Source organism: Enterobacter sp. 4974935 (genome assembly GCF_058661735.1).
In genome coordinates this window covers 3,853,563-3,876,916 of record NZ_JBZWGT010000003.1, presented here as the reverse complement: position 1 = coordinate 3,876,916, position 23,354 = coordinate 3,853,563, and the positions used below count along the sequence as shown (strand labels likewise).

The 23,354-nt window shown below is 58.1% G+C and carries 21 protein-coding genes; 14 read left to right on the top strand and 7 right to left on the bottom strand.

Annotated elements, in window-relative coordinates; translation table 11 throughout:
- Positions 1-33 precede the first annotated feature (33 nt).
- The gene (locus AC4OVS_RS19770) at positions 34-1,602 is read left to right on the top strand and encodes a methyl-accepting chemotaxis protein (protein ID WP_063200737.1); all 1,569 of its coding nucleotides are present in this window, start codon (positions 34-36) and stop codon (positions 1,600-1,602) included.
- 39 nt (positions 1,603-1,641) lie between these two features.
- On the opposite strand, the gene fbp is transcribed toward AC4OVS_RS19770, so the two are convergent.
- A complete protein-coding gene (gene fbp, locus AC4OVS_RS19765; RefSeq protein WP_022646858.1) occupies positions 1,642-2,640 on the bottom strand; it encodes a class 1 fructose-bisphosphatase in 999 nt (332 codons plus the stop codon).
- A 179-nt stretch (positions 2,641-2,819) separates the two neighbouring features.
- On the opposite strand from fbp, the gene mpl reads away from it, so the two are divergent.
- Positions 2,820-4,193, top strand: coding sequence for a UDP-N-acetylmuramate:L-alanyl-gamma-D-glutamyl-meso-diaminopimelate ligase (gene mpl, locus AC4OVS_RS19760; RefSeq protein ID WP_017694649.1), 1,374 nt, complete (start codon positions 2,820-2,822; stop codon positions 4,191-4,193).
- Between the two features lie 86 nt (positions 4,194-4,279).
- Here the strand turns inward: mpl and yjgA are convergent, their stop codons facing one another.
- A complete protein-coding gene (gene yjgA / locus AC4OVS_RS19755; protein WP_003856072.1) occupies positions 4,280-4,831 on the bottom strand; it encodes a ribosome biogenesis factor YjgA in 552 nt (183 codons plus the stop codon).
- A gap of 95 nt (positions 4,832-4,926) precedes the next feature.
- Between yjgA and pmbA the strand changes: the two genes are divergently transcribed.
- The 12 genes from pmbA to AC4OVS_RS19695 all read left to right on the top strand — a co-directional run bounded on the left by pmbA (position 4,927) and on the right by AC4OVS_RS19695 (position 15,686).
- Positions 4,927-6,279, top strand: coding sequence for a metalloprotease PmbA (pmbA, locus tag AC4OVS_RS19750; RefSeq protein ID WP_023299182.1), 1,353 nt, complete (start codon positions 4,927-4,929; stop codon positions 6,277-6,279).
- Positions 6,280-6,321: 42 nt separating this feature from the next.
- Positions 6,322-6,708 (top strand): cytochrome b562, encoded by a 387-nt coding sequence (gene cybC / locus AC4OVS_RS19745; protein ID WP_022646861.1) that lies wholly within the window; start codon positions 6,322-6,324, stop codon positions 6,706-6,708.
- Positions 6,709-7,018: 310 nt separating this feature from the next.
- On the top strand, positions 7,019-7,357 hold the full coding sequence (locus AC4OVS_RS19740; protein ID WP_026080657.1) for a PRD domain-containing protein: 339 nt from the start codon (positions 7,019-7,021) through the stop codon (positions 7,355-7,357).
- A gap of 10 nt (positions 7,358-7,367) precedes the next feature.
- On the top strand, positions 7,368-7,730 hold the full coding sequence (locus tag AC4OVS_RS19735) for an SFCGS family glycine-rich protein (protein WP_006810339.1): 363 nt from the start codon (positions 7,368-7,370) through the stop codon (positions 7,728-7,730).
- A gap of 2 nt (positions 7,731-7,732) precedes the next feature.
- Positions 7,733-8,032 (top strand): DUF4312 family protein, encoded by a 300-nt coding sequence (locus AC4OVS_RS19730; protein ID WP_006810338.1) that lies wholly within the window; start codon positions 7,733-7,735, stop codon positions 8,030-8,032.
- Positions 8,033-8,054: 22 nt separating this feature from the next.
- Complete coding sequence (locus tag AC4OVS_RS19725) at positions 8,055-8,831, top strand: DUF4311 domain-containing protein (protein ID WP_006810337.1); 777 nt, start codon at positions 8,055-8,057, stop codon at positions 8,829-8,831.
- A gap of 13 nt (positions 8,832-8,844) precedes the next feature.
- Complete coding sequence (locus tag AC4OVS_RS19720; RefSeq protein WP_003856081.1) at positions 8,845-9,486, top strand: DUF4310 family protein; 642 nt, start codon at positions 8,845-8,847, stop codon at positions 9,484-9,486.
- Between the two features lie 42 nt (positions 9,487-9,528).
- Positions 9,529-10,662 (top strand): amidohydrolase/deacetylase family metallohydrolase, encoded by a 1,134-nt coding sequence (locus AC4OVS_RS19715; protein WP_491922658.1) that lies wholly within the window; start codon positions 9,529-9,531, stop codon positions 10,660-10,662.
- On the top strand, positions 10,646-11,764 hold the full coding sequence (locus AC4OVS_RS19710) for a DgaE family pyridoxal phosphate-dependent ammonia lyase (RefSeq protein WP_063849838.1): 1,119 nt from the start codon (positions 10,646-10,648) through the stop codon (positions 11,762-11,764). The genes AC4OVS_RS19715 and AC4OVS_RS19710 overlap by 17 nt, the downstream gene beginning before the upstream one ends.
- Complete coding sequence (dagF, locus tag AC4OVS_RS19705) at positions 11,761-12,501, top strand: 2-dehydro-3-deoxy-phosphogluconate aldolase (RefSeq protein ID WP_022646864.1); 741 nt, start codon at positions 11,761-11,763, stop codon at positions 12,499-12,501. The genes AC4OVS_RS19710 and dagF overlap by 4 nt, the downstream gene beginning before the upstream one ends.
- A gap of 118 nt (positions 12,502-12,619) precedes the next feature.
- On the top strand, positions 12,620-13,756 hold the full coding sequence (locus tag AC4OVS_RS19700; RefSeq protein ID WP_491922657.1) for a lactonase family protein: 1,137 nt from the start codon (positions 12,620-12,622) through the stop codon (positions 13,754-13,756).
- Positions 13,757-13,775: 19 nt separating this feature from the next.
- Entirely contained in the window at positions 13,776-15,686 is a 1,911-nt protein-coding gene (locus tag AC4OVS_RS19695; protein ID WP_023305322.1) for a BglG family transcription antiterminator, read from the top strand.
- Positions 15,687-15,718: 32 nt separating this feature from the next.
- Here the strand turns inward: AC4OVS_RS19695 and nrdG are convergent, their stop codons facing one another.
- From nrdG to treR, 5 genes are all read right to left on the bottom strand, one after another.
- Entirely contained in the window at positions 15,719-16,183 is a 465-nt protein-coding gene (gene nrdG, locus AC4OVS_RS19690; protein WP_022646867.1) for an anaerobic ribonucleoside-triphosphate reductase-activating protein, read from the bottom strand.
- Between the two features lie 105 nt (positions 16,184-16,288).
- A complete protein-coding gene (gene nrdD / locus AC4OVS_RS19685; RefSeq protein ID WP_022646868.1) occupies positions 16,289-18,427 on the bottom strand; it encodes an anaerobic ribonucleoside-triphosphate reductase in 2,139 nt (712 codons plus the stop codon).
- Positions 18,428-18,800: 373 nt separating this feature from the next.
- On the bottom strand, positions 18,801-20,444 hold the full coding sequence (gene treC, locus AC4OVS_RS19680) for an alpha,alpha-phosphotrehalase (RefSeq protein ID WP_126490150.1): 1,644 nt from the start codon (positions 20,442-20,444) through the stop codon (positions 18,801-18,803).
- A gap of 51 nt (positions 20,445-20,495) precedes the next feature.
- Positions 20,496-21,914 carry a PTS trehalose transporter subunit IIBC gene (gene treB, locus AC4OVS_RS19675; protein WP_022646875.1) on the bottom strand — a complete coding sequence of 473 codons (1,419 nt, stop codon included), beginning with the start codon at positions 21,912-21,914 and terminating at the stop codon, positions 20,496-20,498.
- Between the two features lie 128 nt (positions 21,915-22,042).
- Positions 22,043-22,990 (bottom strand): trehalose operon repressor TreR, encoded by a 948-nt coding sequence (gene treR / locus AC4OVS_RS19670; protein WP_022646876.1) that lies wholly within the window; start codon positions 22,988-22,990, stop codon positions 22,043-22,045.
- Positions 22,991-23,354 lie beyond the last annotated feature (364 nt).

Genomic DNA, 23,354 nt, shown 5'->3' with positions numbered 1-23,354 from the left:
GCCCAGAAATATCTCGCTACCGGAAATAACATCATGCTTAAAACGCTATCGATTCGTACCGGCTTGCTCTCTTTACTGGCCGTTATGACCCTTCTGCTGCTGATTGTCAGCGGCATTGGCATTTATGCCCTTACGCAAAGTTCTGCTTCTCTCCAGCGCATCAATCATCTTCAGGGTGAACAGATGGTGCAGCTGAATGCCGGCTATACGCTGATCCTGCGCGCACGTAATGAAGCGGGACAGGCCGTCCGCATGATGGAGGTCGGCCTGCTGGACGATGCGGCCAGGGCGGTCAAAACCATTAACCAGGAAGTGGCGCTGGCACAGAAAACGCTCAAGGGCGTGATCGGCGGCGGCGTGGCGGATGAGCAGGGACAAAAGTTGCTGGATAACGTCGCCGCGAGCCTGGCGGTGTACAACCAGCAGGGTATCAGCCCGATGCTGAAAGCCCTGAACGAGCAAAGTGCGGACGGCTATTACGATCTGCTGGAAAGCAAGCTGGTCCCGGTGGCGAAGCAGTTTGATAACGATATGCAGGCGTTCCAGACGTGGAGCGAGGCGCGCGGCAAAGCGGAGGTGAGCGCCGTGCAGGCGAGTAAAACCCGTGTGCTGATCCTGATTATCGTCGCGGCGCTGCTGACGGCAGGCATTATCGTGCTGGCCTGGCTGGTGCTGCGCCATATGCTGCTTAAGCCGCTTTCAGCCTCAATTGCCCAGCTGGAGCACGTAGCGGCCGGGGATTTAACCCACACCCTGAACGCGCCGGCGAGCCAGGAATTTAATCGCCTCAACGCGGTCATCGAAGAGATGCGCCAGTCGCTGATGAATTCCGTTCTGCGGGTGCGTGACGCCAGCTCGCAGATTGATACCGGCAGCCGCGAGCTGACGGCAGGGAACCTGAACCTGGCCCAGCGCACGGAATCCACCGCCACCTCGCTGGAGCAGACGGCCGCCAGCATGGAAGAGATCACCGCCACGGTGAAACTTAACGCCGATAACGCCGGGCAGGCGCACCAGCTGGCGCAGTCGGTCTCCGATACCGCCGATCATGGCAGCGAAATGGTCTGCTACGTCATTGAGAAGATGCGCGACATCGCCGGCAGCTCGGCGCGCATCGCCGATATCCTGAGCGTCATCGACGGCATTGCCTTCCAGACCAATATTCTGGCGCTGAACGCCTCCGTGGAAGCGGCGCGCGCGGGCGAGCAGGGACGGGGTTTTGCGGTCGTGGCGGGTGAGGTGCGCAATCTCGCCAGCCGCAGTGCCGATGCGGCGAAAGAGATCCGCTCGCTGATCAGCGATTCGCAAACCCACGTGAACGAGGGCAGCGAGCTGGCGCAACAGGCCGGTGAGACGATGGACGAGATCGCCACCGAAGTGCTGCGTATGACCAAACTGATGCGAGAAATTGCGACGGCGTCTCAGGAGCAGAGCCGCGGTATTGAGCAGGTTAACATTGCCGTCAATCAGATGGATGAAACGGCGCAACAAAACGCGGCGCTGGTTCAGCAATCCTCTGCGGCAACGCGTTCCCTGGAGGAACAATCGCGCGAGCTGATGGAGGCGATGGCATCCTTCAAACTGACGGCGCAAACGGCATGATAAAAATAGGGGAGCCTGTCGGGCTCCCCTATTTACGCGTTACGCGTCCGGGAATTCGCGGATCATGCGTTCAACGTCTTCCACCATGTGGTCGTTGCCGACAAAGAACGAACGGCGCTGGTGCAGGCTTTCCGGCACGATATCCAGAATACGCTCTTTACCGTCACTCGCTTTGCCGCCTGCCTGTTCGGCCAGGAATGCCATCGGGTTGCACTCGTACAGCAGACGCAGTTTTCCGTCCGGGTGGCTGGCGGTGCTTGGGTAGAGGTAAATACCGCCCTTCAGCAGGTTACGGTGGAAATCCGCCACCAGCGAGCCGATATAGCGCGAGGTATACGGGCGCTGGGTGGCTTTATCCTCTTCCTGGCAGAATTTGATGTACTTCTTCACGCCATTCGGGAATCGGATGTAGTTGCCTTCGTTGATGGAGTAGGTATTGCCCTTCTCCGGGAAGCGCATGCGCTCCTGGCTCAGACAGAAAACGCCCAGCGACGGATCGTAGGTAAAGGCGTGCACGCCGCAGCCGGTGGTGTACACCAGCATGGTGGATGAGCCATACACCACGTAACCGGCAGCAACCTGCTTGCTGCCCGGCTGCAGGAAGTCTTCTTCCGTCACCGGTGTGCCAACCGGGGTGACGCGACGGTAGATGGAGAAAATGGTACCGACAGAAACGTTAACGTCGATGTTGGAGGAGCCGTCCAGCGGATCCATCAGAACAACGTATTTTGCGTGTTCACACCCTTCGAATACGACGATCTCATCTTCTTCTTCAGAGGCGATACCCGCAACGATGTCGCGCGCGCGCAGTGCTGCTTTCAGTTTTTCATTGGCGAACAGGTCGAGTTTCTGCTGAACCTCACCCTGAACGTTCTCGGCACCGCTGGCACCCAGGATATCGACCAGACCGGCCTTGTTGATATCGCGGTGGATGATCTTAGCGCCCAGCTTTATTGCCGACAGCAAAGCAGTGAGCTCACCCGTAGCATGAGAGAACTCGTGCTGCTTTTCGACAATAAATTCACCTAACGTTTTCATAACACTTTCCCTGCATCTTATGTTGAGTAAAGCGGTTGATGTCCAACAATCTTAACAAACATTCAAATATTAGCGCAGAGGTGAATCGCGCCAGCAAAATACGGATTTACCTGAAATGCGTTTCACAGCCGCTGACATGTGAGTAAAATGTGCGCCACATTGAAGAAGGATAGTGACGTATGCGCATTCATATATTGGGGATTTGTGGCACTTTCATGGGCGGACTGGCAATGCTGGCGCGCTCGCTGGGCCATGAAGTGACAGGTTCGGACGCCAATGTGTATCCGCCGATGAGCACGCTGCTCGAGAAGCAGGGAATTTCTCTGATTCAGGGATACGATGCCAGCCAGCTGGAGCCGCAGCCGGATCTGGTGATCGTGGGTAACGCCATGACCCGTGGGAATCCATGCGTTGAAGCGGTGCTGGAACGCAATATCCCGTACATGTCTGGCCCGCAGTGGCTGCATGATTTTGTCCTGCGCGACCGCTGGGTTGTCGCCGTTGCCGGGACGCACGGCAAAACCACCACCGCCGGTATGGCGACCTGGATCCTCGAAGCCTGCGGCTACAAGCCGGGGTTCGTGATCGGCGGCGTGCCGGGGAATTTCGACGTCTCCGCGCGTCTGGGCGACAGCCCGTTCTTTGTGATTGAAGCGGATGAATACGACTGCGCGTTCTTCGACAAGCGCTCCAAGTTCGTGCATTACTGCCCACGCACGCTGATCCTCAACAACCTTGAGTTCGATCACGCGGATATCTTTGACGACCTGAAAGCGATTCAGAAACAGTTCCACCATCTGGTGCGCATTGTTCCGGGTCAGGGCCGCATTATCCTGCCGGAGAACGACATCAACCTGAAGCAGACTATGGCGATGGGGTGCTGGAGCGAGCAGGAGCTGGTTGGCGAGCAGGGGCACTGGCAGGCGAAAAAGCTCAACGCGGATGCTTCCGAATGGGAAGTGCTGCTCGACGGTGAGAAAGTGGGCGAGGTGAAGTGGGGCCTGGTGGGCGAGCACAACATGCACAACGGCCTGATGGCGATCGCCGCGGCGCGTCACGTGGGCGTACTGCCTGCGGATGCCGCCAATGCGCTGGGCTCGTTTATCAACGCCCGTCGCCGTCTGGAGCTGCGCGGTGAAGCCCACGGCGTGACGGTGTATGACGATTTCGCGCACCACCCAACCGCCATTCTGGCGACGCTTGCCGCATTGCGTGGCAAAGTTGGCGGCACCGCGCGTATTCTGGCCGTGCTGGAACCGCGTTCGAACACCATGAAAATGGGGATATGCAAAGACGATCTCGCGCCGTCCTTAGGGCGTGCCGACGAGGTCTTCCTCCTGCAACCGCAGCATATTCCGTGGCAGGTGGCCGAAGTGGCCGACGCCTGCATTCAGCCAGCGCACTGGAGTGCGGACGTGGATGTCTTAGCGGATATGGTGGTGAAAGCCGCACAGCCTGGCGATCACATTCTGGTGATGAGCAACGGCGGGTTTGGTGGGATCCATCAGAAGCTGCTGGACGGTCTGGCGAAGAAAGCCGCGGCCGCAGAGTAAAAAAAGGCCCGGTGGCGTTAGCGCTTCCCGGGCCTACATTATCTCTTCTCCCTCTCCCCTTTGGAGAGAGGGCTGGGGTGAGGGGTTTACTCTTCGTTCTCAGACAGCTCGCGCAGATACTGGAAAATCAGACGCGCAGACTTCGGCGGCTTATTCCCTTCTTTCTCTTTCTTCGCGTTACGGATCAAAGAACGCAGCTGCTGGCGGTCGGCATTCGGCCACAGGTTCAGCACTTCAGGTACCGCGTCATCACCTTGCTCGATCAGACGGTCGCGGATCTGCTCCAGCTTATGGAACAGCGCAACCTGCTGGTTGTGGCGGTTCTTAAGTTTATCCAGCGCCTGACGGATCGGCTCAACATCGCGCTGACGCAGCAGTTTCCCGATAAGCTGAAGCTGGCGGCGACGCCCTTCTTTCTTGATTTTCTGTGCCAGTTCAATGGCATCGCGCAGATCCTGGTCGAGCGGGATCTTATCCAGCGCGTTCTTACCCAGTTCTACCATTTCTGCGCCAAGCTGTTTTAACTCTTCGGCGTCACGTTTAATTTCACTTTTACTGACCCAGATGATCTCATCATCTTCGTCTTCGATGTCATCACCGGGAACGTCGTCGAGCCAGTCTTCGGGCTGCTTAGTCATGTCAGGCTCCTTAAAAAAAGAGGCTAATGTTACCAGTTAAGACGCGCACTGAAAAACGGTTCTCTGTTAGACTTCACTTAACTCTCTCTTACAGTATGGCATTTGCGATGAAAGTAACCTCACAAGTTGAAGCGCAGCGTAAGATCCTGGAAGAAGCCGTCTCCACCGCGCTGATGCTCGCTTCAGGTAAATCAGATGGCGCCGAAGTGGCGGTCAGCAAAACCACCGGTATTAGCGTGAGCACCCGCTATGGCGAAGTGGAGAATGTAGAATTTAACAGCGATGGCGCGCTGGGGATCACGGTGTATCACCAGAATCGCAAAGGCAGCGCGTCGTCTACCGATCTCAGCCCGGATGCCATCGCCCGTACAGTGCAGGCGGCGCTGGATATCGCGCGGTACACCTCCCCGGATCCTTACGCTGGCGTGGCTGATAAAGAGCTGCTGGCGTTTGACGCGCCGGATCTCGATCTGTTCCATCCGGCGGAAGTGACTCCGGATGAAGCCATTGAGCTGGCCTCGCGCGCCGAGCAGGCGTCTTTGCAGGCTGACAAACGCATCACCAATACCGAAGGCGGCAGCTTTAACAGCCACTACGGCATCAAAGTGTTTGGTAACTCCCATGGCATGTTGCAGGGGTACTGCTCAACCCGCCACTCGCTTTCCAGCTGCGTGATCGCCGAAGAGAACGGCGATATGGAGCGTGATTACGCGTATACCATTGGCCGCGCGCTGGGGGATTTGCAGTCTCCGGAGTGGGTGGGAAAAGAGTGCGCCGAACGCACGCTGTCACGCCTCTCGCCGCGTAAACTCTCCACCATGAAAGCCCCGGTCATTTTTGCCAACGAAGTGGCAACCGGTCTGTTTGGTCATCTGGTGGGGGCGATTGCGGGTGGTTCGGTGTACCGTAAATCGACCTTCCTGCTCGACTCGCTGGGCAAGCAGATCCTGCCGGAATGGCTGACCATCGAAGAGCACCCGCACCTGCTGAAAGGGCTGGCCTCCACGCCGTTCGACAGCGAAGGCGTGCGCACGGAGCGCCGGGATATCGTTAAAGACGGCATTCTGACCCAGTGGCTGCTGACCAACTACTCCGCGCGTAAGCTGGGGCTGAAAAGCACCGGGCACGCGGGCGGCATTCATAACTGGCGCATTGCCGGGCAGGGCCTGAATTTTGAACAGATGCTGAAAGAGATGGGCACCGGTCTGGTGGTCACCGAGCTGATGGGGCAGGGCGTGAGCGGTATCACCGGCGACTACTCTCGCGGCGCAGCGGGCTTCTGGGTGGAAAACGGTGAAATTCAGTATCCGGTGAGCGAAATCACCATCGCCGGCAACCTCAAGGACATGTGGCGCAATATTGTTACGGTCGGTAACGATATTGAAACACGCAGCAATATTCAGTGTGGTTCTGTATTACTGCCGGAGATGAAAATCGCCGGGCAATAATCCCCGTAAAAGCGTGATTTATAATAAAAAAGGAAGTGAGCAATGCGTAAACACCTGTTAGCGATCGTCGCGGCTTCAACGCTGGTTCTTGGTTCATCTGCGTTTGCTGCCGATCTTGAAGACAACATGGACATCCTCAGTCAAAACCTGAAGGTGGTGCAGAAAACCGACGATGCGGCGGAGATGAAAGACGCACTGACCAAAATGCGTGAAGCGGCGCTGGATGCGCAAAAAGCGACGCCGCCGAAGCTGGAAAGCAAAGCGGCGGACAGCGCCGAGATGAAAGACTACCGCCACGGTTTTGACGTGCTGGTCGGCCAGATCGACGGCGCGCTGAAGCTGGCGAACGAAGGCAAAGTGAAGGAAGCCCAGGCGGCAGCCGACCAGTTTGCGGCGACCCGCAACGCGTATCACAAAAAGTATCGTTGATAGTCTGGATGAGCGGGGCGCGTTAAGCATCCCCGCTCACACTCTCCTCCCTCCCCATAAGAAAACCTTATCCACGTCACATTTCTACGAGCCTGCTCGTAATCTTTTCCACTCCGCTTACCTGTTTAGTGCCGCGTAATAGCGTGATATTCATCACGTAAATCCAGCGATTAATCCAGATTCACCGCATTTATGTGGCACAGATCACTGCCGCGGCTCGCCTTTCCACTTCGAAGTGGAAAACAACTCGCTACAAACAACGCCCCCTCGACGTTAGTTTTATTCCAGAGCCATTAACGGGGTAAGACGAGTGATTAACGGAGCGGTAATGAACGACGTTGGGGAACAGGCGGTGCAAACAGAACAGCTCGCGAACACCATGCTTCAGCAGGTCTACGCCCTGCTGGCCCGGCACAACATCATCCCCAACGCGGTACAGGAGCAGATGCTGACCTCCCACGTTCGCGCAATGGCGCACCGGTCTGTGACCGGCGAGCCGCTGCCGGAGGTTGAAGCAGAGCTGTTCGACGAAATTTCACCAGATTCAATGCAACTTGCCCGTGAAGTGGTAGCGCAGTTTGGCAATCTTCCTGATGAAGAAGCCTGGCTGCTCTCCGTTCACTTCGAAGTCGCGAAAGACAACCTTTAAGGAGCAACACATGGAACAGATTACAGTCGTGATTGGCGATCGCCTGGGTAAAGGTCAGAAAGTGGCTGCGGGTGTGGAAAAAGCCGGCGGACGCGCGGTTGTCGTACCGGGCATGGCAGCGGATATGAAGCTCGGTGACGTGATGAAAGCAGAAAACGCCACCTTCGGGATCTCGTTCTGCGGCAGCGGCGGCGCGGGTGCCATCACCGCCCAGACCAAATACGGCTACAAGGCCAAATACGGCATGCGCTCCGTGGATGAGGGGGTGACCGCTATCAACGAAGGCTGCAACGTGCTGGGCTTTGGCTTTATGGATAAAGAAGAGCTGGGCGAGCGTCTGGTACAGGCGTGGCAGAAGAAATACGGCGCGTAAGCATGAAAGAACAGTTCACGACCACGGTGAGAGTGAAGGGGAAGGGCGATGCCAAAGCGCGCGCCTTTGCCGACGCCCTCAATCACGTACAGGCCGCGGTGATGAAAGCCTCACCGCATATCTTACTGCGTATTGAGCCACAGGATGTGCAGGTTGTTCAGGCGCAAGAAGCGGTGCGAAAAGAAGCGTTTTTGTTCTTCTTTCTGCGTCGGGAAAGACGCACCTACAGCGTGGAGCTGGATGTGACCGTCAACGTGACCGCCATCAATCTCGACCAGGTGGATTTCGTCACGCAACGCTGATTATTCATAAAAGGGCAGACTGATGTTCTTAATTATATTAATAAAATCGCTCATCATTGGCGGCCTGGTTGGCGTCGGTGTTGGAGCCGGGGCTGCACGCATGTTTCATGCGCCTACCACTCAGGGTATGGGCGCGTTTCGTACATTGGGGGAACTGAACTCCTGTGAAGGGGATCCGGCGTCCCACTTCTCCTTTGGGTTAGGTTTCTTCTTTAACGCCTGGGCCTCTTCCGTGGCCGCAGGTGCCTTCACACAGGACGTTGACCACCGCATCATCCCGAACTGGGGTGCTGCTGCACTGATGATCAAAAACCGTAACGTCGGTGAAACGCTGCATGACCCGCGCAAAATGGCGATTGCCTGCGGCATTATCGGCATGATTGTCGTGACCTTCCTTAACCTGACCGCCTCCTCCGTTCCGGCTGCGCTTCAGGTCACCGCCGTGAAGGTGCTGGTGCCTGCCGCGAACCTGCTGGTCAACACCGTGATGCCGGTGATCTTCTGGCTGGCAGCCATCGACGCGGGTAAAAAATCGGGCTTCTGGGCCACCATCTTTGGCGGCGCAGCGCAGCTGATCATGGGTAACGCCGTGCCGGGCCTGGTGCTGGGGATCCTGATCGGTAAAGGCGTGGAAGAGAGCGGCTGGAACCACGTCACCAAAGTGATGATGGCGGCGATCGTCCTGCTGTTCGTGCTGAGCGGCTTCTTCCGCGGCTTCGACATGAAGATGATCGAATCCTTCCATCTGACCGTGCCGAACTGGCTCGATATGATCCACAACTCGCTCAGCGGTAAATAACAGGAGCCTCTAAATGGAACAGAATAAAGGTTTTTGGTATGCCGACTGGTCGTTCCCGATCTTCGTTGGCCTGCTCTCCTCCGGCGTCTTCGCCGGGACGCACATGTACTACCTCTACGGCATCGGCGCGTTTAACGAAGTGGCCTTCGTGGCGATGCTGAAAGCGGGAATCGATACCGGCGTTTACGGCGCGGTGGCGGCGTTCGGCGCAAGCTTCCTGTTCGCCCGTATCATCGAAGGGTCGCTGGTCGGGATTCTCGACATCGGCGGGGCGATCCAGACCGGCGTGGGCCTCGGCGTACCGGCGCTGCTGCTGGGCGCGGGGATCATGTTCCCGGTGACCAACTTTATTGCCTCGCTGATTACCGGCCTGGTGATTGGTCTGGCGATTGGCTACGTCATCATCCTGGCGCGTAAGTTCACCATCAACCAGAGTAACTCCACCTACGGTGCAGACGTGATGATGGGCGCGGGTAACGCCTCCGGCCGCTTCCTCGGGCCGTTGATTATCCTCAGCGCCATGACCGCCTCCATTCCAATCGGCGTCGGTTCCCTGGTGGGCGCGCTGCTGTTCTACATCTGGCAGAAGCCGATTACCGGTGGCGCCATCCTCGGCGCAATGATTTTGGGCTGGCTGTTCCCGGTCGCCCTTTAATACCCGCGGGCGCTTCGGTGCCCGCTTTATCAGGAGATCCTCATGTTTGATTTACTCCTGCGCCGTGCGCGCCTCGCCGACGATACCCTGACCGATATCGCCATCCAGGACGGGAAGATTGCCGCGACAGGCGACATTGACGCTCCCGCCCGCAAAACGGTTGAGCTGAACGGCGACGTGTTCGTCAGCGCGGGCTGGATTGACTCCCACGTCCACTGCTACCCGAACTCCCCGATTTACCATGACGAGCCGGACAGCGTGGGCATTGCCACCGGCGTCACCACCGTGGTGGACGCGGGCAGTACCGGGGCCGACGACGTGGATGATTTTTACGCCATCACCCGCAAAGCATCCACCGAGGTGTTTGCCCTGCTGAACATCTCCCGCGTGGGGCTGATTGCCCAGAACGAGCTGGCCAATATGGCCAATATTGATGCTGATGCGGTGAAGCAGGCGGTGACGCGCTACCCGGATTTTATCGTCGGCCTGAAGGCGCGCATGAGCAGCAGCGTGGTCGGTGAAAACGGTATTACCCCGCTGGAGCGCGCTAAAGCCATTCAGAAAGAGAACGGCAACCTGCCGCTGATGGTGCACATCGGCAACAACCCGCCGAACCTCGATGAGATTGCCGAGCTGTTAAGCTCCGGCGACATCATTACCCACTGCTACAACGGCAAGCCCAACCGCATTCTGACGCCCTCCGGCGAGCTGCGCGCCTCCATTACGTCTGCGCTGAAGCGCGGCGTGCGTCTGGACGTCGGCCACGGCACGGCGAGCTTCAGCTTTGAGGTGGCGAAACGCGCCATCGCGATGGGCATTCTGCCGCACACCATCAGCTCGGATATCTACTGCCGCAACCGCATCAACGGCCCGGTCGGCTCGCTGGCCAGCGTGATGTCGAAATTCCTCGCCATCGGCATGTCATTGCCGCAGGTGATTGACTGCGTCACCGCCAACGCCGCAGACGGCCTGCGCCTGACGCGCAAAGGCCGCATTCAGCCTGGTCTCGACGCTGATCTGACGCTGTTCACCCTCAAACGCCAGCCGACGGTGCTGACGGATGCTGAAAACGACAGCCTGCAGGCTGAACACATTCTGGTGCCGCTTGCCGCGATCCGCGCGGGCAAGGGCTACATGACCGAACAAGGGAGCACGGAACATGCCTTCGATTTATGAGAAGTACAACTTAAAGCAGGTTATCAACACCTCTGGCCGCATGACGGCGCTGGGTGTCTCCACGCCGCGCCCGGAAGTGGTGCAGGCGGCGATGGACGGCATGAATCACTATTTCGAGATAAAGGATCTGGTCAATAAAACCGGCGAATACATCGCGAAGTTGCTGGAGGTGGAAGGCGCAACGGTGGTCTCCTGCGCGTCGGCGGGCATTGCCCAGTCCGTGGCGGCGGTACTGGTGAAAGACAGCGACTGGCTGCTGGAAAACCTGCACGTCACACCGATTGAGAACAACGAGATCGTCCTGCCGAAAGGCCACAACGTTAACTTTGGCGCGCCGGTAGGCACCATGGTAGCGCTGGGCGGCGGCAGGCTGGTGGAAGCGGGCTACGCCAACGAATGCTCTGCCGATCAGCTGGCGGCAGCGATCACCCCGCGTACAGCGGCTATCCTCTACATTAAATCGCACCACTGCGTACAGAAAAGCATGCTCAGCGTCGAGCAGGCGGCGGTGGTGGCGCGTAAACACGACCTGCCGCTGATCGTTGATGCCGCGGCGGAAGAAGATCTGCATACCTATTACCGCTCCGGCGCGGACCTGGTGATCTACAGCGGCGCGAAGGCGATTGAAGGCCCAACCAGCGGCCTGGTGATCGGCAAAACCCAGTACGTTGAGTGGGTGAAGCGCCAGACGGCGGGCATTGGCCGCGCGATGAAGGTGGGCAAAGAGGGGATCCTCGGCCTGACCTGCGCCATCGAACACTACCTGACGGCCACCAGGGAGAGCGGGGCCGAGATGGTGGCGAAGATGACGCCGTTTATTGACGCGCTCAACACCCTGAACGGCGTCACCGCCCGCGTGGTCTGGGACAGCGCGGGTCGCGATATCGCGCGCACCGAGATTAAGTTTGACGAAGCGACCACCGGCGTCGGCACCGGTGAACTGGTGAACGCACTCAAGCAGGGCGAATACGCCGTTTACTTCCGTGGCTACAAGGCCAACGAAGGGATTATCGAAGCGGATGTGCGCAGCGTGAATGCTGACCAGCTAAACATCGTGTACCGCCGCATTAGCGAAGTATTAGGACAGGAGAAAAAAGCATGAAACTGACCCCCAACTTTTACCGTGACCGCGTCTGCCTGAACGTGCTGGCAGGATCGAAAGCCAACGCCAGCGCCATTTACGAGGCGGCGGAAGGTCATGTGCTGGTGGGCGTGCTCTCCAAAAATTACCCCGACGTGGCGAGCGCCGTCGCGGATATGCGCGAGTACGCGGCACTGATTGATAACGCGCTCTCTGTGGGGCTGGGCGCAGGCGATCCGAACCAGTCGGCGATGGTGAGTGAAATCTCCCGCCAGGTACAGCCGCAGCACGTCAATCAGGTCTTTACCGGCGTGGCCGCCAGCCGCGCGCTGCTGGGGCAGAATGAGTCCGTGGTCAACGGTCTGGTCTCCCCGACCGGCACCGTCGGCATGGTGAAAATCTCCACCGGCCCGCTGAGCAGCAACGCGCCGGACGGCATTGTGCCGGTGGAAACCGCGATTGCCCTGCTGAAAGATTTCGGCGGCAGCTCAATCAAGTACTTCCCGATGGGCGGCCTCAAGTGCCGTGACGAGTATAAAGCGGTGGCGGAAGCCTGCGCCCGTCACGACTTCTGGCTGGAGCCGACCGGGGGAATCGATCTGGAGAACTTTGAGGAGATCCTGCAGATCGCCCTCGACGCGGGCGTGAGCAAAATCATCCCGCATATCTACAGCTCGATTATCGACAAAGCCAGCGGCGACACGCGTCCGGAAGATGTGCGTACGCTGCTGGCGATGACGAAGAAGCTGGTGAAGTAGAACCTGCCCTTCACCCAGCCCTCTCCCCAAAGGGGAGAGGGTGTAATCGTCCCCTCTCCCCTTTGGGGAGAGGGTTAGGGTGAGGGGAAACACACCGCACACACCCGAAGGAGCCACCATGCACACCCGTACCCTGCTTGTCGCTTCACTCTCAATGCTCGCCACCGCCGCTGTCGCCCAGACGCAATACGCCTGGGTGGGCACCTATAATCCCAACGGCGAAGGGCTGTACCGTTTTACCGTCGTCCCGCAAACCGGCGCGCTCGATAACAAAACGCTGGTGAGCCAACTCCCGAACGCTGCGCAGCTTACCGTCTCGCACGACGGCAAAACGCTCTACCTGGCAAGCGAGGTGGAGCAGGGCGTGGTGCAGGCGTTGCGAATAGGCGATAACGGCGCGCTGAGCGAGCTGAATCAGGTGGCCTCCGGCGGCGCGGGGCCGGTGTATCTTTCCCTGACGCCGAACGGCAAACATTTGCTGGTGGCGAACTACGTCAGCGGATCGATCGCGGTGCTGCCCGTTAACGCAGACGGCAGCCTGGGCGATGCTACGGACACCCATCAGGACAAAGGCGAACCGGGCGCGGCAAAGCCGGAAGCTGCCGTCGAGGGCAGTTTCGCCATCAGCGATCATAACGGCCCTCACGCGCACATGATCGCCGCCGATCCGAGCGGGAAATACGTTTTTTCCACCGATCTGGGGCTGGATCGCATCTATCAGTACCGTTTTGACGATCGAACCGGAAAGCTGACCCCGAACGATCCGCCGTTTATAAGCGCCTCCTCAAAAGGGGCCGGGCCGCGCCACTTCGTCTTTACGCCGAAGGGGGATGCCCTGTGGCTGATTAACGAAGAAGCCTCTACGCTCACCCATTATGCGCTGGACAGCAACGGCAGGCTGAAAGAGGGTAAAACGGTTTCAGCCTTGCCGGACGGTTATAAAGGCACCAGTTTTGCCGCCGGGCTGGCGCTAAGCGCCGACGGGAAACAGCTGTATGTCGCTAACCGTTTGCATAACAGCATCGGGCACTTTACCGTAACGGCGGAGGGCACGCTGACACATCAGGACGATGTCTGGACGCGGGGCGACTATCCGCGCACCCTGACGCTTGATAAGCAGGGGCGCTGGCTGTACGTCATGAACCAGCGCAGCGACAACATTACCCGTTTCCGCGTGGCGCCGGACGGCAAGCTGAGCGCCGAGTCAGACTATACCCCGGTCGGCAGCCCATCCCAGATGGTCATTTCACCCTGAGCAGTAAGAGGACAACGACGTGCGATTTCCGAACCAACGTTTAGCACAACTTTTCGATCTGTTGCAAAACGAGACGCTGCCGCAGGACGAGCTGGCGCAGCGGCTGTCGGTCTCCACGCGAACCGTCCGGGCGGATATCACCGCCCTGAACGCGCTGCTGGCCAGCCACGGCGCGCAGTTCATTTTGAGCCGGGGCAACGGCTATCAGCTCAAAATCAATGATGTGGTGCGCTATCAACAATTGCAGTCGTCCCACCCGCGCGCGCTGCGCATTCCGCGAACCGGACCGGAGCGCGTGCACTATCTGGTGGTGCGTTTTCTGACGTCAGCCTTTTCCCTTAAGCTGGAGGATCTGGCAGATGAGTGGTTCGTCAGCCGGGCCACGCTGCAAAGCGACATGGTGGAAGTACGCGAGTGGTTTCACCGTTACAACCTGACGCTGGAAACCCGCCCGCGCCACGGCATGAAGCTGTTTGGCAGCGAGATGGCGATCCGCGCCTGCCTGACCGACCTCCTGTGGGAGCTGGCGCAGCAGGATAGCCTGAACCCGCTGGTGACCGACGTGGCGCTCAACGCGGGCGTGGCGGAAAAGATGGTCCCTGTCCTGCACGACGCGCTGACGCGCCATCACATTCGCCTGACCGATGAAGGCGAGCTGTTCCTGCGCCTGTACTGCGCGGTGTCGGTGCGGCGCATCAGCGAGGGGTATCCGCTGCCGGAATTCCACGCTGAAGACGTGGAAGAGAACGTACGCGAGGCGGCGAAAGATATCGCCGTGGCTATCCAGGAGCTGGCGGGCAAAGCGCTTTCACCATCGGAAGAGAGCTGGCTGTGCGTGCACATTGCGGCGCGGCAGATCCAGGAGATCGCCCCCAGCGCCATTAATGCTGACGACGACGAAGCCCTGGTCAACTATATCCTGCGCTACATCAACACCCACTATAACTACAACCTGTTGAGCGACGAGCAACTGCATGCAGATCTGCTCACGCACATCAAAACCATGATTACCCGCGTGCGGTATCAAATCATGATCCCCAATCCGCTGCTGGATAACATCAAGCAGCACTACCCGATGGCGTGGGATATGACCCTCGCGGCGGTGTCGAGCTGGGGCAAATACACGCCGTATGTGATCAGCGAAAACGAAATCGGTTTTCTGGTGCTGCATATCGGTGTCGGTCTGGAGCGCCACTACAACATCGGCTACCAGCGTCAGCCGCGCGTGCTGCTGGTATGTGACGCCGGTAACGCGATGGTGCGCATGATCGAGGCGGTGCTTCAGCGCAAATACCCGCAGATTGAGGTGACGCGCACGCTCACCCTGCGCGAGTACGAACTTGCCGATGCCATCGGCGAAGACTTCGTGATCTCCACCGCTCGCGTGAGCGAAAAATCCAAACCGGTGGTGATAATCGCCCCGTTCCCGACCGATTATCAGTTAGAGCAGATCGGCAAGCTGGTGCTGGTGGACCGTACCCGCCCGTGGATGCTGGAGAAATACTTCGACGCGGCCCATTTCCGCATTCTCGACAAGCCTGTCGACCAGCAAACGCTGTTCCGCGAACTGTGTGGGCAGCTTGAAAGCGAAGGCTTTGTCGGCGCGGAATTTCTGGAATCGGTTATCGAGCGTGAAGCTATCGTCAGCACTATGCTCGGCGACGGCATCGCGCTGCCGCACTCCCTCGGCCTGCTGGCGCAAAAAACGGTGGTCTACACCGTGCTGGCGCCGCAGGGCATTCAGTGGGGAGATGAAACCGCCCATGTCATTTTTCTGCTCGCCATCAGCAAAAGCGAGTACGAAGAGGCAATGGCGATTTACGATATTTTTGTCACTTTCCTGCGTGAACGCGCGATGGCGCGCCTGTGCCAGTGCGAGGATTTTGCGGCGTTTAAGGCTGAGGCAATGGAGAGTGTAAGTCGGTTTTGACGTTCAGGCGGACAGCGGATATCCGCCTTCATTCAACGCAGATGATGCACAACCTGGTTGCTGCTGCCGCGCCAGATAAGCATAGGATCTTTTAGATCCTGCACGAACTTGCCGTCGACCAGGACGTTAATCAGATCCACCACTTCCTTCTGCTGCGCATTCAGTTCATCCAGCTTGTAACCCGTCCAGACCCAGATGTCTTTTCCCGCGCACTCGCGGCGGATGCGTTTTACCAGCTTCAGGATCGCCGGCACGTTTTGCGGATGGAGCGGGTCGCCGCCGGAGAGCGAGATCCCCTGACGTTTAATGCGCGTGTCGTTCAGGTCGTTGATGATGCGGTCTTCCATCTCAGCGGTAAACGGCATACCCGAGTTCAGGCGCCAGGTGCTTTTGTTATAGCAGCCGGGGCACTCGTGAACGCAGCCTGATACAAAGAGGGTACAGCGGGTGCCGGGGCCGTTGACGATGTCGACGGGGTAGTACTGGTGATAGTTCATCGCGAATAACCACGCCGGGTGGCGCTGCGCTTACCCGGCCTACAAAAGAGAGCGGTCCGTAGGCCCGGTAAGCGCAGCGCCACCGGGCATTAACATGGCAGTGGATTACCCGATCTGCCCATTTCCCAGATGTTTCACCCTGCGCTTCACCTCTTCCTGCTTACCGGCGTTAAACGGACGGGCGTCCGGGCTGCCGAGGTAGCCGCACACGCGGCGGGTCACGGAGACGCGGGCTGCATCGTGGTTACCGCATTTAGGGCAGGTGAAGCCTTTGCTGGTACACTCGAACTCACCGGTAAAGCCGCACTCGTAGCACTCGTCGATTGGCGTGTTGGTTCCGTAGTACGGAACGTGCTGATAGCTGTAATCCCACACGTCTTCCAGCGCCTTCAGGTTGTGCTGAATGTTCGGGTACTCGCCGTAGCAGATAAAACCGCCGTTCGCGATGGGCGGATAGGCCGCTTCGAAGTCGATCTTGTCGTACGGGTTCACCTTCTTCTCCACATCGAGGTGGAAGCTGTTGGTGTAGTAACCTTTGTCGGTCACCCCTTCCACGATGCCGAACTCGGCGGTATCCAGACGGCAGAAGCGATCGCAAAGGTTTTCGCTCGGCGTGCTGTACAGGCTGAAACCGTAGCCGGTTTCCTCTTTCCACTGGTCTACCGCATCGCGCAGGCGCTGCACAATCGCGATACCTTTCTCACGCAGGGCGTCGTTGTCATAGATGTGCTTGTCGCCAAATAGCGCGTTAATGGTTTCGTGAATGCCGATATAGCCGAGAGAGATCGACGCGCGACCGTTTTTGAAGATCTCCGACACATCATCATCCGCCTTCAGGCGCACGCCGCAGGCCCCTTCCATATAGAGAATTGGCGCGACGCGGGCTTTCACCCCTTCAAGGCGGGCGATGCGGGTCATCAGCGCCTTACGTGCCAGCTGTAAACGTTCATCCAGCAGCGCCCAGAAGGCCGCTTCATTACCTTTGGCTTCCAGCGCGATGCGCGGCAGGTTCAGGCTGATGACGCCCAGGTTGTTGCGCCCGTCGTGGATCTGCTCGCCGTTCTCATCTTCGTACACGCCGAGGAAGCTGCGACAGCCCATTGGCGTTTTAAACGAACCGGTGACTTTTACCACCTGGTCGTAGTTCAGAATGTCCGGGTACATACGCTTGCTCGCGCACTCCAGCGCCAGCTGTTTGATGTCGTAGTTCGGATCGCCAAACTTGTGGTTCAGGCCGTCGCGAATGGCGAACACCAGTTTCGGGAACACCGCCGTTTTACGGTTTTTACCGAGGCCGGAGATACGGTTACGCAGAATAGACTGCTGGATCAGGCGTGATTCCCAACTGGTTCCGAGGCCAAACCCGAAGGTCACAAACGGCGTCTGGCCGTTGGCGGTGTGCAGCGTGTTTACTTCATATTCCAGCGACTGGAACGCGTCGTAGCACTCTTTCTCGGTGCGGGAACGGGCATAACCGTCGGCGTCCGGGATCTGCCACTCTTCCGCCGTTTTACGGTGTTTGTTGAAGCTCTCGGTCACGAACGGGGCCAACACTTCATCGATGCGGTTAATGGTGGTGCCGCCATAGATGTGGCTCGCCACCTGGGCGATGATCTGCGCCGTGACCGCCGTCGCGGTGGAGATGGATTTCGGCGGCTCAATCTCGGCGTTACCCATTTTAAAACCCTGGGTCAGCATGCCTTTCAGGTCGATCAGCATGCAGTTAAACATCGGGAAGAACGGCGAGTAGTCGAGATCGTGGTAGTGGATTTCACCGCGCTCGTGCGCCGAGACTACATCGCGCGGCAGCAGGTGCTGGCGGGCATAGTGCTTGGCGACGATACCGGCCAGCAGGTCGCGCTGGGTCGGGATCACTTTGCTGTCTTTATTGGCATTTTCATTGAGCAGCGACGAGTTGGTTTGCTCTACCAGGCCGCGGATCTCCTGGTTCAGGCGACCGCGTTTCTCACGCTGGACGTCACGGTCGTGACGATACTCAATGTAGGCGCGCGCCAGCTGCTTGTACGGACCAGACATCAGCTGGTTTTCAACCGCGGTCTGGATCTCGTTGATATCCACCTGGCTGCGTTCGTGCATCTGGCTGCTAACGACTTCTGCGACGGTGGCGCAGTAATCTGCGTCATCGACTCCCGCTGCTTTAGCTGCACGCAGAATGGCTTCTTTGATGCGCTCTGATTTAAACGGCACTTTACAGCCATCACGTTTCATCACATGCGGTGTCATGATCACTCCATTTTAAAAACAGGTTATCCACAGAGGTGGAGAAGTATTCACCGGGCGTATTCCTCGCCGAGGCAAAGACTTCCCGCGTGCCCAGCTCGTGTTATCCACAATTCCGGCCAGCGTTCGCGCCGTCTTGTTGTTGGAATAGTAGACGATAAATACAAGATGTTGGGTCGGCGTGCATTTTAAGTGCTACATATAGTGATTTGCATCAAACATGTTTGCGATTTTTTTGATGCAGGACAAAGTAAAAAGACGAGAGTACAAACGGCGGGCGCTGAGGCAATTGTAAAGACATGAAGGAAAAATCTGATTAATTATTCAACAAAAACAGTAAAGTAAGCCGGACACGGCATCGTGCCCGGCGGAGGAATTACTGCTTTAACCACCACACGGCTTCAAACGGACGAAGCATTGAGGTTTGAGGGGCGGGGTAGTTGCTTATCACCACCTGCGACTCGCCGCTGATAGCGTCCGCTTGCCATTCCTGAGGCAAATGGCTCAGGTTCGCCACCACCATCAGCGTTTGCCCCTGCCACTGGCGGCGATAGCACCACAGGGAAGGGTGGTCAGGCAGGAGATCCTCATAATCCCCCCACGTCAGCACCGGCAGGGTTTTGCGCAGGCGAATCAGCGACTGATAGGTGTAGAACACCGAATCGGGGTCGTCCAGCGCCGCGCGGGCGTTCACGGTTTCGTAGTTGTCGCAGACACCAATCCACGGTTCGCCCCCGGTAAAGCCCGCATTGTGCGAGGCGTCCCACTGCATCGGCGTGCGGCCATTATCGCGTGACTTACTCGCCAGAATCGCCAGTAGTTCATCGGTATCGCGTCCGTTAGCCCGCTGTTCGGCGAACATGTTCAGACTTTCCACGTCGCGGTAGTCGGTGATACGGCTGAAATGCGGGTTGGTCATGCCCAGCTCTTCACCCTGATAAATATACGGCGTGCCCTGCATCCCGTGCAGCACCATACCGAGCATTTTCGCCGCCGCCACGCGGTGTTCCCCTTCGTCACCAAAGCGTGACACGATGCGCGGCTGGTCATGGTTACACCAGAACAGCGCGTTCCAGGCTTTGTTGTGCATCCCCTGCTGCCAGTGGCGGAAAAGGGTTTTCAGCGCCACAAAATCCGGCTTCGCAAGCGTCCACTTTTCGCCGCCGGGGTAATCCACCTTAAGATGATGGAAGTTAAAGGTCATCGACAGCTCGCGCCCGTCGAGCGACGCATACTGCTGACAGTTCTCCAGCGAGGTGGAGGACATCTCGCCCACTGTCATCAGGTTGCGCGGCGTAAAGACATCCCGGCTCATCTCCTGGAGATATTCGTGGATGCGCGGCCCGTCAGTGTAGAAACGTCGGCCATCCCCGATGGTGTCGTCCGGGAAATCCTGATCTTTTGAAATCAGGTTAATGACGTCCAGACGCAAGCCGTCCACGCCGCGATCGGCCCAGAACTCGCACACTTTTTTCAGCTCGGCGCGCACCGCCGGGTTTTCCCAGTTGAGATCCGCCTGCTCCGGCGCGAACAGATGCAGATAATACTGCTCGCTTTCGGCATGCCAGCGCCAGGCGTTGCCGCCAAACTTTGAGCGCCAGTTGTTGGGAAGCGCGTCCGGCGTACCGTCGCGCCAGATATAGAACTCACGGTACGGACTCGCTTTATCCAGCGACTCGCGGAACCAGGCGTGCTGCGTGGACGTGTGGTTAAAGACCATATCCAGCACGATGCGGATGCCACGTTCATGCGCCCGGGCAACCAGCTCGTCAAAGTCGTCCAGCGTGCCGTAGGTCGGGTCGATGGCAGTGTAGTTCGCCACGTCGTAACCGTTATCCACCTGCGGCGAGATATAAAACGGCGTCAGCCAGATGGCGTCAATGCCAAGGGTTTTCAGGTAGTCAAGGCGCTGCGTTACGCCGCGCAGATCGCCGGTGCCGCTGCCGGTGGTATCCTGAAAACTCTTTGGGTAAATCTGATAGATAACGCCGTTCTGCCACCAGTGAGGAAGGGTATTCATAGTACGTTCCTGCAAATGCGAAGGGGCGCAACTGCGCCCCGAAAAAGGGAATTAAACAATCTGCAACGTGCCCTGACGGAACTTACGCTGGTAAACCACGGTAGTCAGCGCCATTGGGATGATAATCGCCACCGCCATAGCCAGCGCAAATACCTGCCAGAATGAAGGCTGAATGGAGAGGATACCCGGCAGGCCGCCGACGCCAATCCCGTTTGCCATTACGCCGTTCAGGCCGCACAGCAAGCCCGCCAGACCGGAGCCGATCATCGCGCAGAGCATCGGGAAGCGATATTTCAGGTTGATACCGTACATCGCCGGTTCAGTGACGCCGAGGTAGGCGGAGATGGCCGCCGGAACGGAGATCTCACGCTCGTTGTGCTTACGGCTGACGATGATAATGCCGGTTACAGCGGAGGCCTGCGCAATGTTAGACAGGGCGATAATCGGCCAGACCGGCGTGCCGCCGAGGCTCTGGATCATCTGCATATCGATCGCCAGCGTGGTCTGGTGCACGCCGGTGATCACCAGCGGAGCGTACAGGAAGCCGAACAGTGCGGCGCCAATCGGTGCGAAGCTGCCGGTCATCAGGTGACGGACCGCGAAGGCCACGCCGTCGCCAATCATGCGGCCAAACGGACCGATAAAGGCATGCGCCAGGAACACCGCCAGGATCAGCGAGCAGACCGGGACCACCACCAGATAGAGATAGTCCGGCACGATGCGCTTCAGACGCGTCTCAATAAAGCCCAGCGCCAGACCCGCCAGCAATGCCGGGATAACCTGCGCCTGGTAGCCCACTTTGGCGATGGTAAACAGGCCGAAGTTCCACACCTCTGGCGTTTGCTGACCAAGTAAGTAAGCGTTCATTAACTGCGGAGAGACCAGCGTCACGCCGAGTACGATTCCGAGAATGGGCGTTCCGCCCATCTTGCGCACCGCTGACCAGCAGATCCCGACCGGCAGATAGAAGAAGATGGCTTCGCCAATCAGCCACAGGAAGTCATAGATGCTTTGCAGCGCCGGGTACATCTGCGCCAGGGTTTTGCCGTCGCTCATTGGCACATCGCCGATGACGTTACGGAAGCCCAGAATTAAGCCCCCGCTGATCAGCGCCGGCAGCAGTGGGAAGAAGATCTCCGCAAAATGGGAAATCAGCTGCTCATGCCATTTCATATTCTGGCGCGCTGCCTTCTTCGCCTGCTCTTTATCGGCGGAAGAGTGCCCGGTAGTCGCCAGCAGAGCCTGATAGTAATCGCCCACTTCGGTACCAATCACCACCTGGAACTGCCCGGCGTTGGTGAAGCAGCCTTTAACCATTTTCAACTCTTCAATGGCTTTCGGATTGGCTTTGGCCGGATCGTTCAGCACGAAGCGCAGGCGGGTAATGCAATGGCTGACGGTGGCGATGTTCTCGCGTCCGCCGACCAGGACGATCAGCTGATCGATATCGGCTTGTTTGACTTTACTCATCATGAAACCTCATGACAGATGGTGAAAGGGGTTATGACCTGTGCGCAAGCCTACTCCTTCAACGTGACGGCGAAAATGGGAACGTTCCCGAAATCGGGCGAAGATCACAATAATCCATTCAAAAAAAATTATGAGAGGCGGGCTGGAATAACGATCTGACGGGGCTCGGTACGCCCGGTAATTTGCTCGATCAGCTGCGCGGCAGCCTGCCGGCCAGACTCGGCATAACCCGGGTCAACGCTGATAATCTCCGGGTGTAAGAACTTCATCAGCGGCGTGCTTCCCACGCTCGCTAACTGCAGCTCCCCGATGCGTTGCTCCTGCAAATATTTGCTCGCACCCAATGCAAGGGTATCCGTGGCGCACACCAGGGCGGTGGTTTGTGCAGTCAGCACGCTGGCGACCTGCTCATATCCCTGTTTCATACCCAGTCCAGGCAGCGCGGCCACGGCGGGGAGATTGTTTTTTTTACAAAACGCCAGGTACGCTTCATGGCGACGCTTGCCGGTGGTGATGTCGGCATGCGGCACGCCGAGATAGCTGATATGCCGATGGCCCTGTTCATACAGGCGCTGCATCAGGATCACGATTGCCCCTTCGTCATCGTAACAGACAGAGGCAAACCCGCTGGCGTCGCGCGCCAGCAGCACCAGAGACGGCTGCCAGGGTTTAAGCATGTCCTCTTTAAGGCCGGTAAACCCGAACAGCACTACGCCATCAATGTTGCGGCGCTGAAGCATACCGAGATGCTCCTCCACCATTTGCGCCGAGAACTTGCTCTCCATCATGATCGGATCGTAGCCCTGCTCGTAGAACGCGGGCAGCATCGTCTGTACGGCGAGGTTTTCGGAGAGGGAATCCAGACGCGAGACAATAATGGCGACCACTTTATCGCTCTGCCCGCGCATGGCGCGCGCGGAGCGGGAAGGGGAAAAACCGTGCTGATTCATCACCGCCTCGACGCGCTCGCGTGTGCGCTCGCTGACACCGCTTTCGTTGTTAAGCACGCGTGAGACGGTCGATTTCCCCACGCCGCTTAAACGCGCGATGTCTTTAATCGTAAGGCGGTTCTGCATGCTGTATTCCCTGTAACAACGATAAAATAATCAGTTGAGCCTAATGCTATCCTGCGAATTCGCTATGGGCAAAGTCTGGTTTACGTGCGGTTTATTTACGAGGGGGTATCATACCGCCCGAATAGTCACAAAAGGTATGGTTAAATCCTTATACTGCGCGACGACATCCCATTTTTAACTTACCGGAGGCCACATGGATCCCGATCCCACACCTCTCCTGACCAGGAGAAAACCTTCTTTCCGGTAAGCCAGCCTTTTGCTGTCTCACCGGCGTGAGGCAGCAACGTTCATACGTTCCTGCTTGATAAATTAAGTGCCTGACAGGTACGGCTCTGCCACGCCTGCGGGAAAACTGCGTCCGCCT

Coding starts and splice junctions, on each gene's coding strand:
- yjgA (WP_003856072.1), bottom strand. CDS start 4,831: ATGACTAAGCAGCCCGAAGACTGGCTCGACGACGTTCCCGGTGATGAC.
- treC (WP_126490150.1), bottom strand. CDS start 20,444: ATGAATACCCTTCCTCACTGGTGGCAGAACGGCGTTATCTATCAGATT.
- treB (WP_022646875.1), bottom strand. CDS start 21,914: ATGAGTAAAGTCAAACAAGCCGATATCGATCAGCTGATCGTCCTGGTC.
- AC4OVS_RS19735 (WP_006810339.1), top strand. CDS start 7,368: ATGGAACAGATTACAGTCGTGATTGGCGATCGCCTGGGTAAAGGTCAG.
- AC4OVS_RS19770 (WP_063200737.1), top strand. CDS start 34: ATGCTTAAAACGCTATCGATTCGTACCGGCTTGCTCTCTTTACTGGCC.
- cybC (WP_022646861.1), top strand. CDS start 6,322: ATGCGTAAACACCTGTTAGCGATCGTCGCGGCTTCAACGCTGGTTCTT.
- AC4OVS_RS19725 (WP_006810337.1), top strand. CDS start 8,055: ATGTTCTTAATTATATTAATAAAATCGCTCATCATTGGCGGCCTGGTT.
- pmbA (WP_023299182.1), top strand. CDS start 4,927: ATGGCATTTGCGATGAAAGTAACCTCACAAGTTGAAGCGCAGCGTAAG.
- dagF (WP_022646864.1), top strand. CDS start 11,761: ATGAAACTGACCCCCAACTTTTACCGTGACCGCGTCTGCCTGAACGTG.
- AC4OVS_RS19730 (WP_006810338.1), top strand. CDS start 7,733: ATGAAAGAACAGTTCACGACCACGGTGAGAGTGAAGGGGAAGGGCGAT.
- AC4OVS_RS19715 (WP_491922658.1), top strand. CDS start 9,529: ATGTTTGATTTACTCCTGCGCCGTGCGCGCCTCGCCGACGATACCCTG.
- fbp (WP_022646858.1), bottom strand. CDS start 2,640: ATGAAAACGTTAGGTGAATTTATTGTCGAAAAGCAGCACGAGTTCTCT.
- treR (WP_022646876.1), bottom strand. CDS start 22,990: ATGCAGAACCGCCTTACGATTAAAGACATCGCGCGTTTAAGCGGCGTG.
- nrdD (WP_022646868.1), bottom strand. CDS start 18,427: ATGACACCGCATGTGATGAAACGTGATGGCTGTAAAGTGCCGTTTAAA.
- mpl (WP_017694649.1), top strand. CDS start 2,820: ATGCGCATTCATATATTGGGGATTTGTGGCACTTTCATGGGCGGACTG.
- AC4OVS_RS19710 (WP_063849838.1), top strand. CDS start 10,646: ATGCCTTCGATTTATGAGAAGTACAACTTAAAGCAGGTTATCAACACC.
- AC4OVS_RS19720 (WP_003856081.1), top strand. CDS start 8,845: ATGGAACAGAATAAAGGTTTTTGGTATGCCGACTGGTCGTTCCCGATC.
- nrdG (WP_022646867.1), bottom strand. CDS start 16,183: ATGAACTATCACCAGTACTACCCCGTCGACATCGTCAACGGCCCCGGC.
- AC4OVS_RS19700 (WP_491922657.1), top strand. CDS start 12,620: ATGCACACCCGTACCCTGCTTGTCGCTTCACTCTCAATGCTCGCCACC.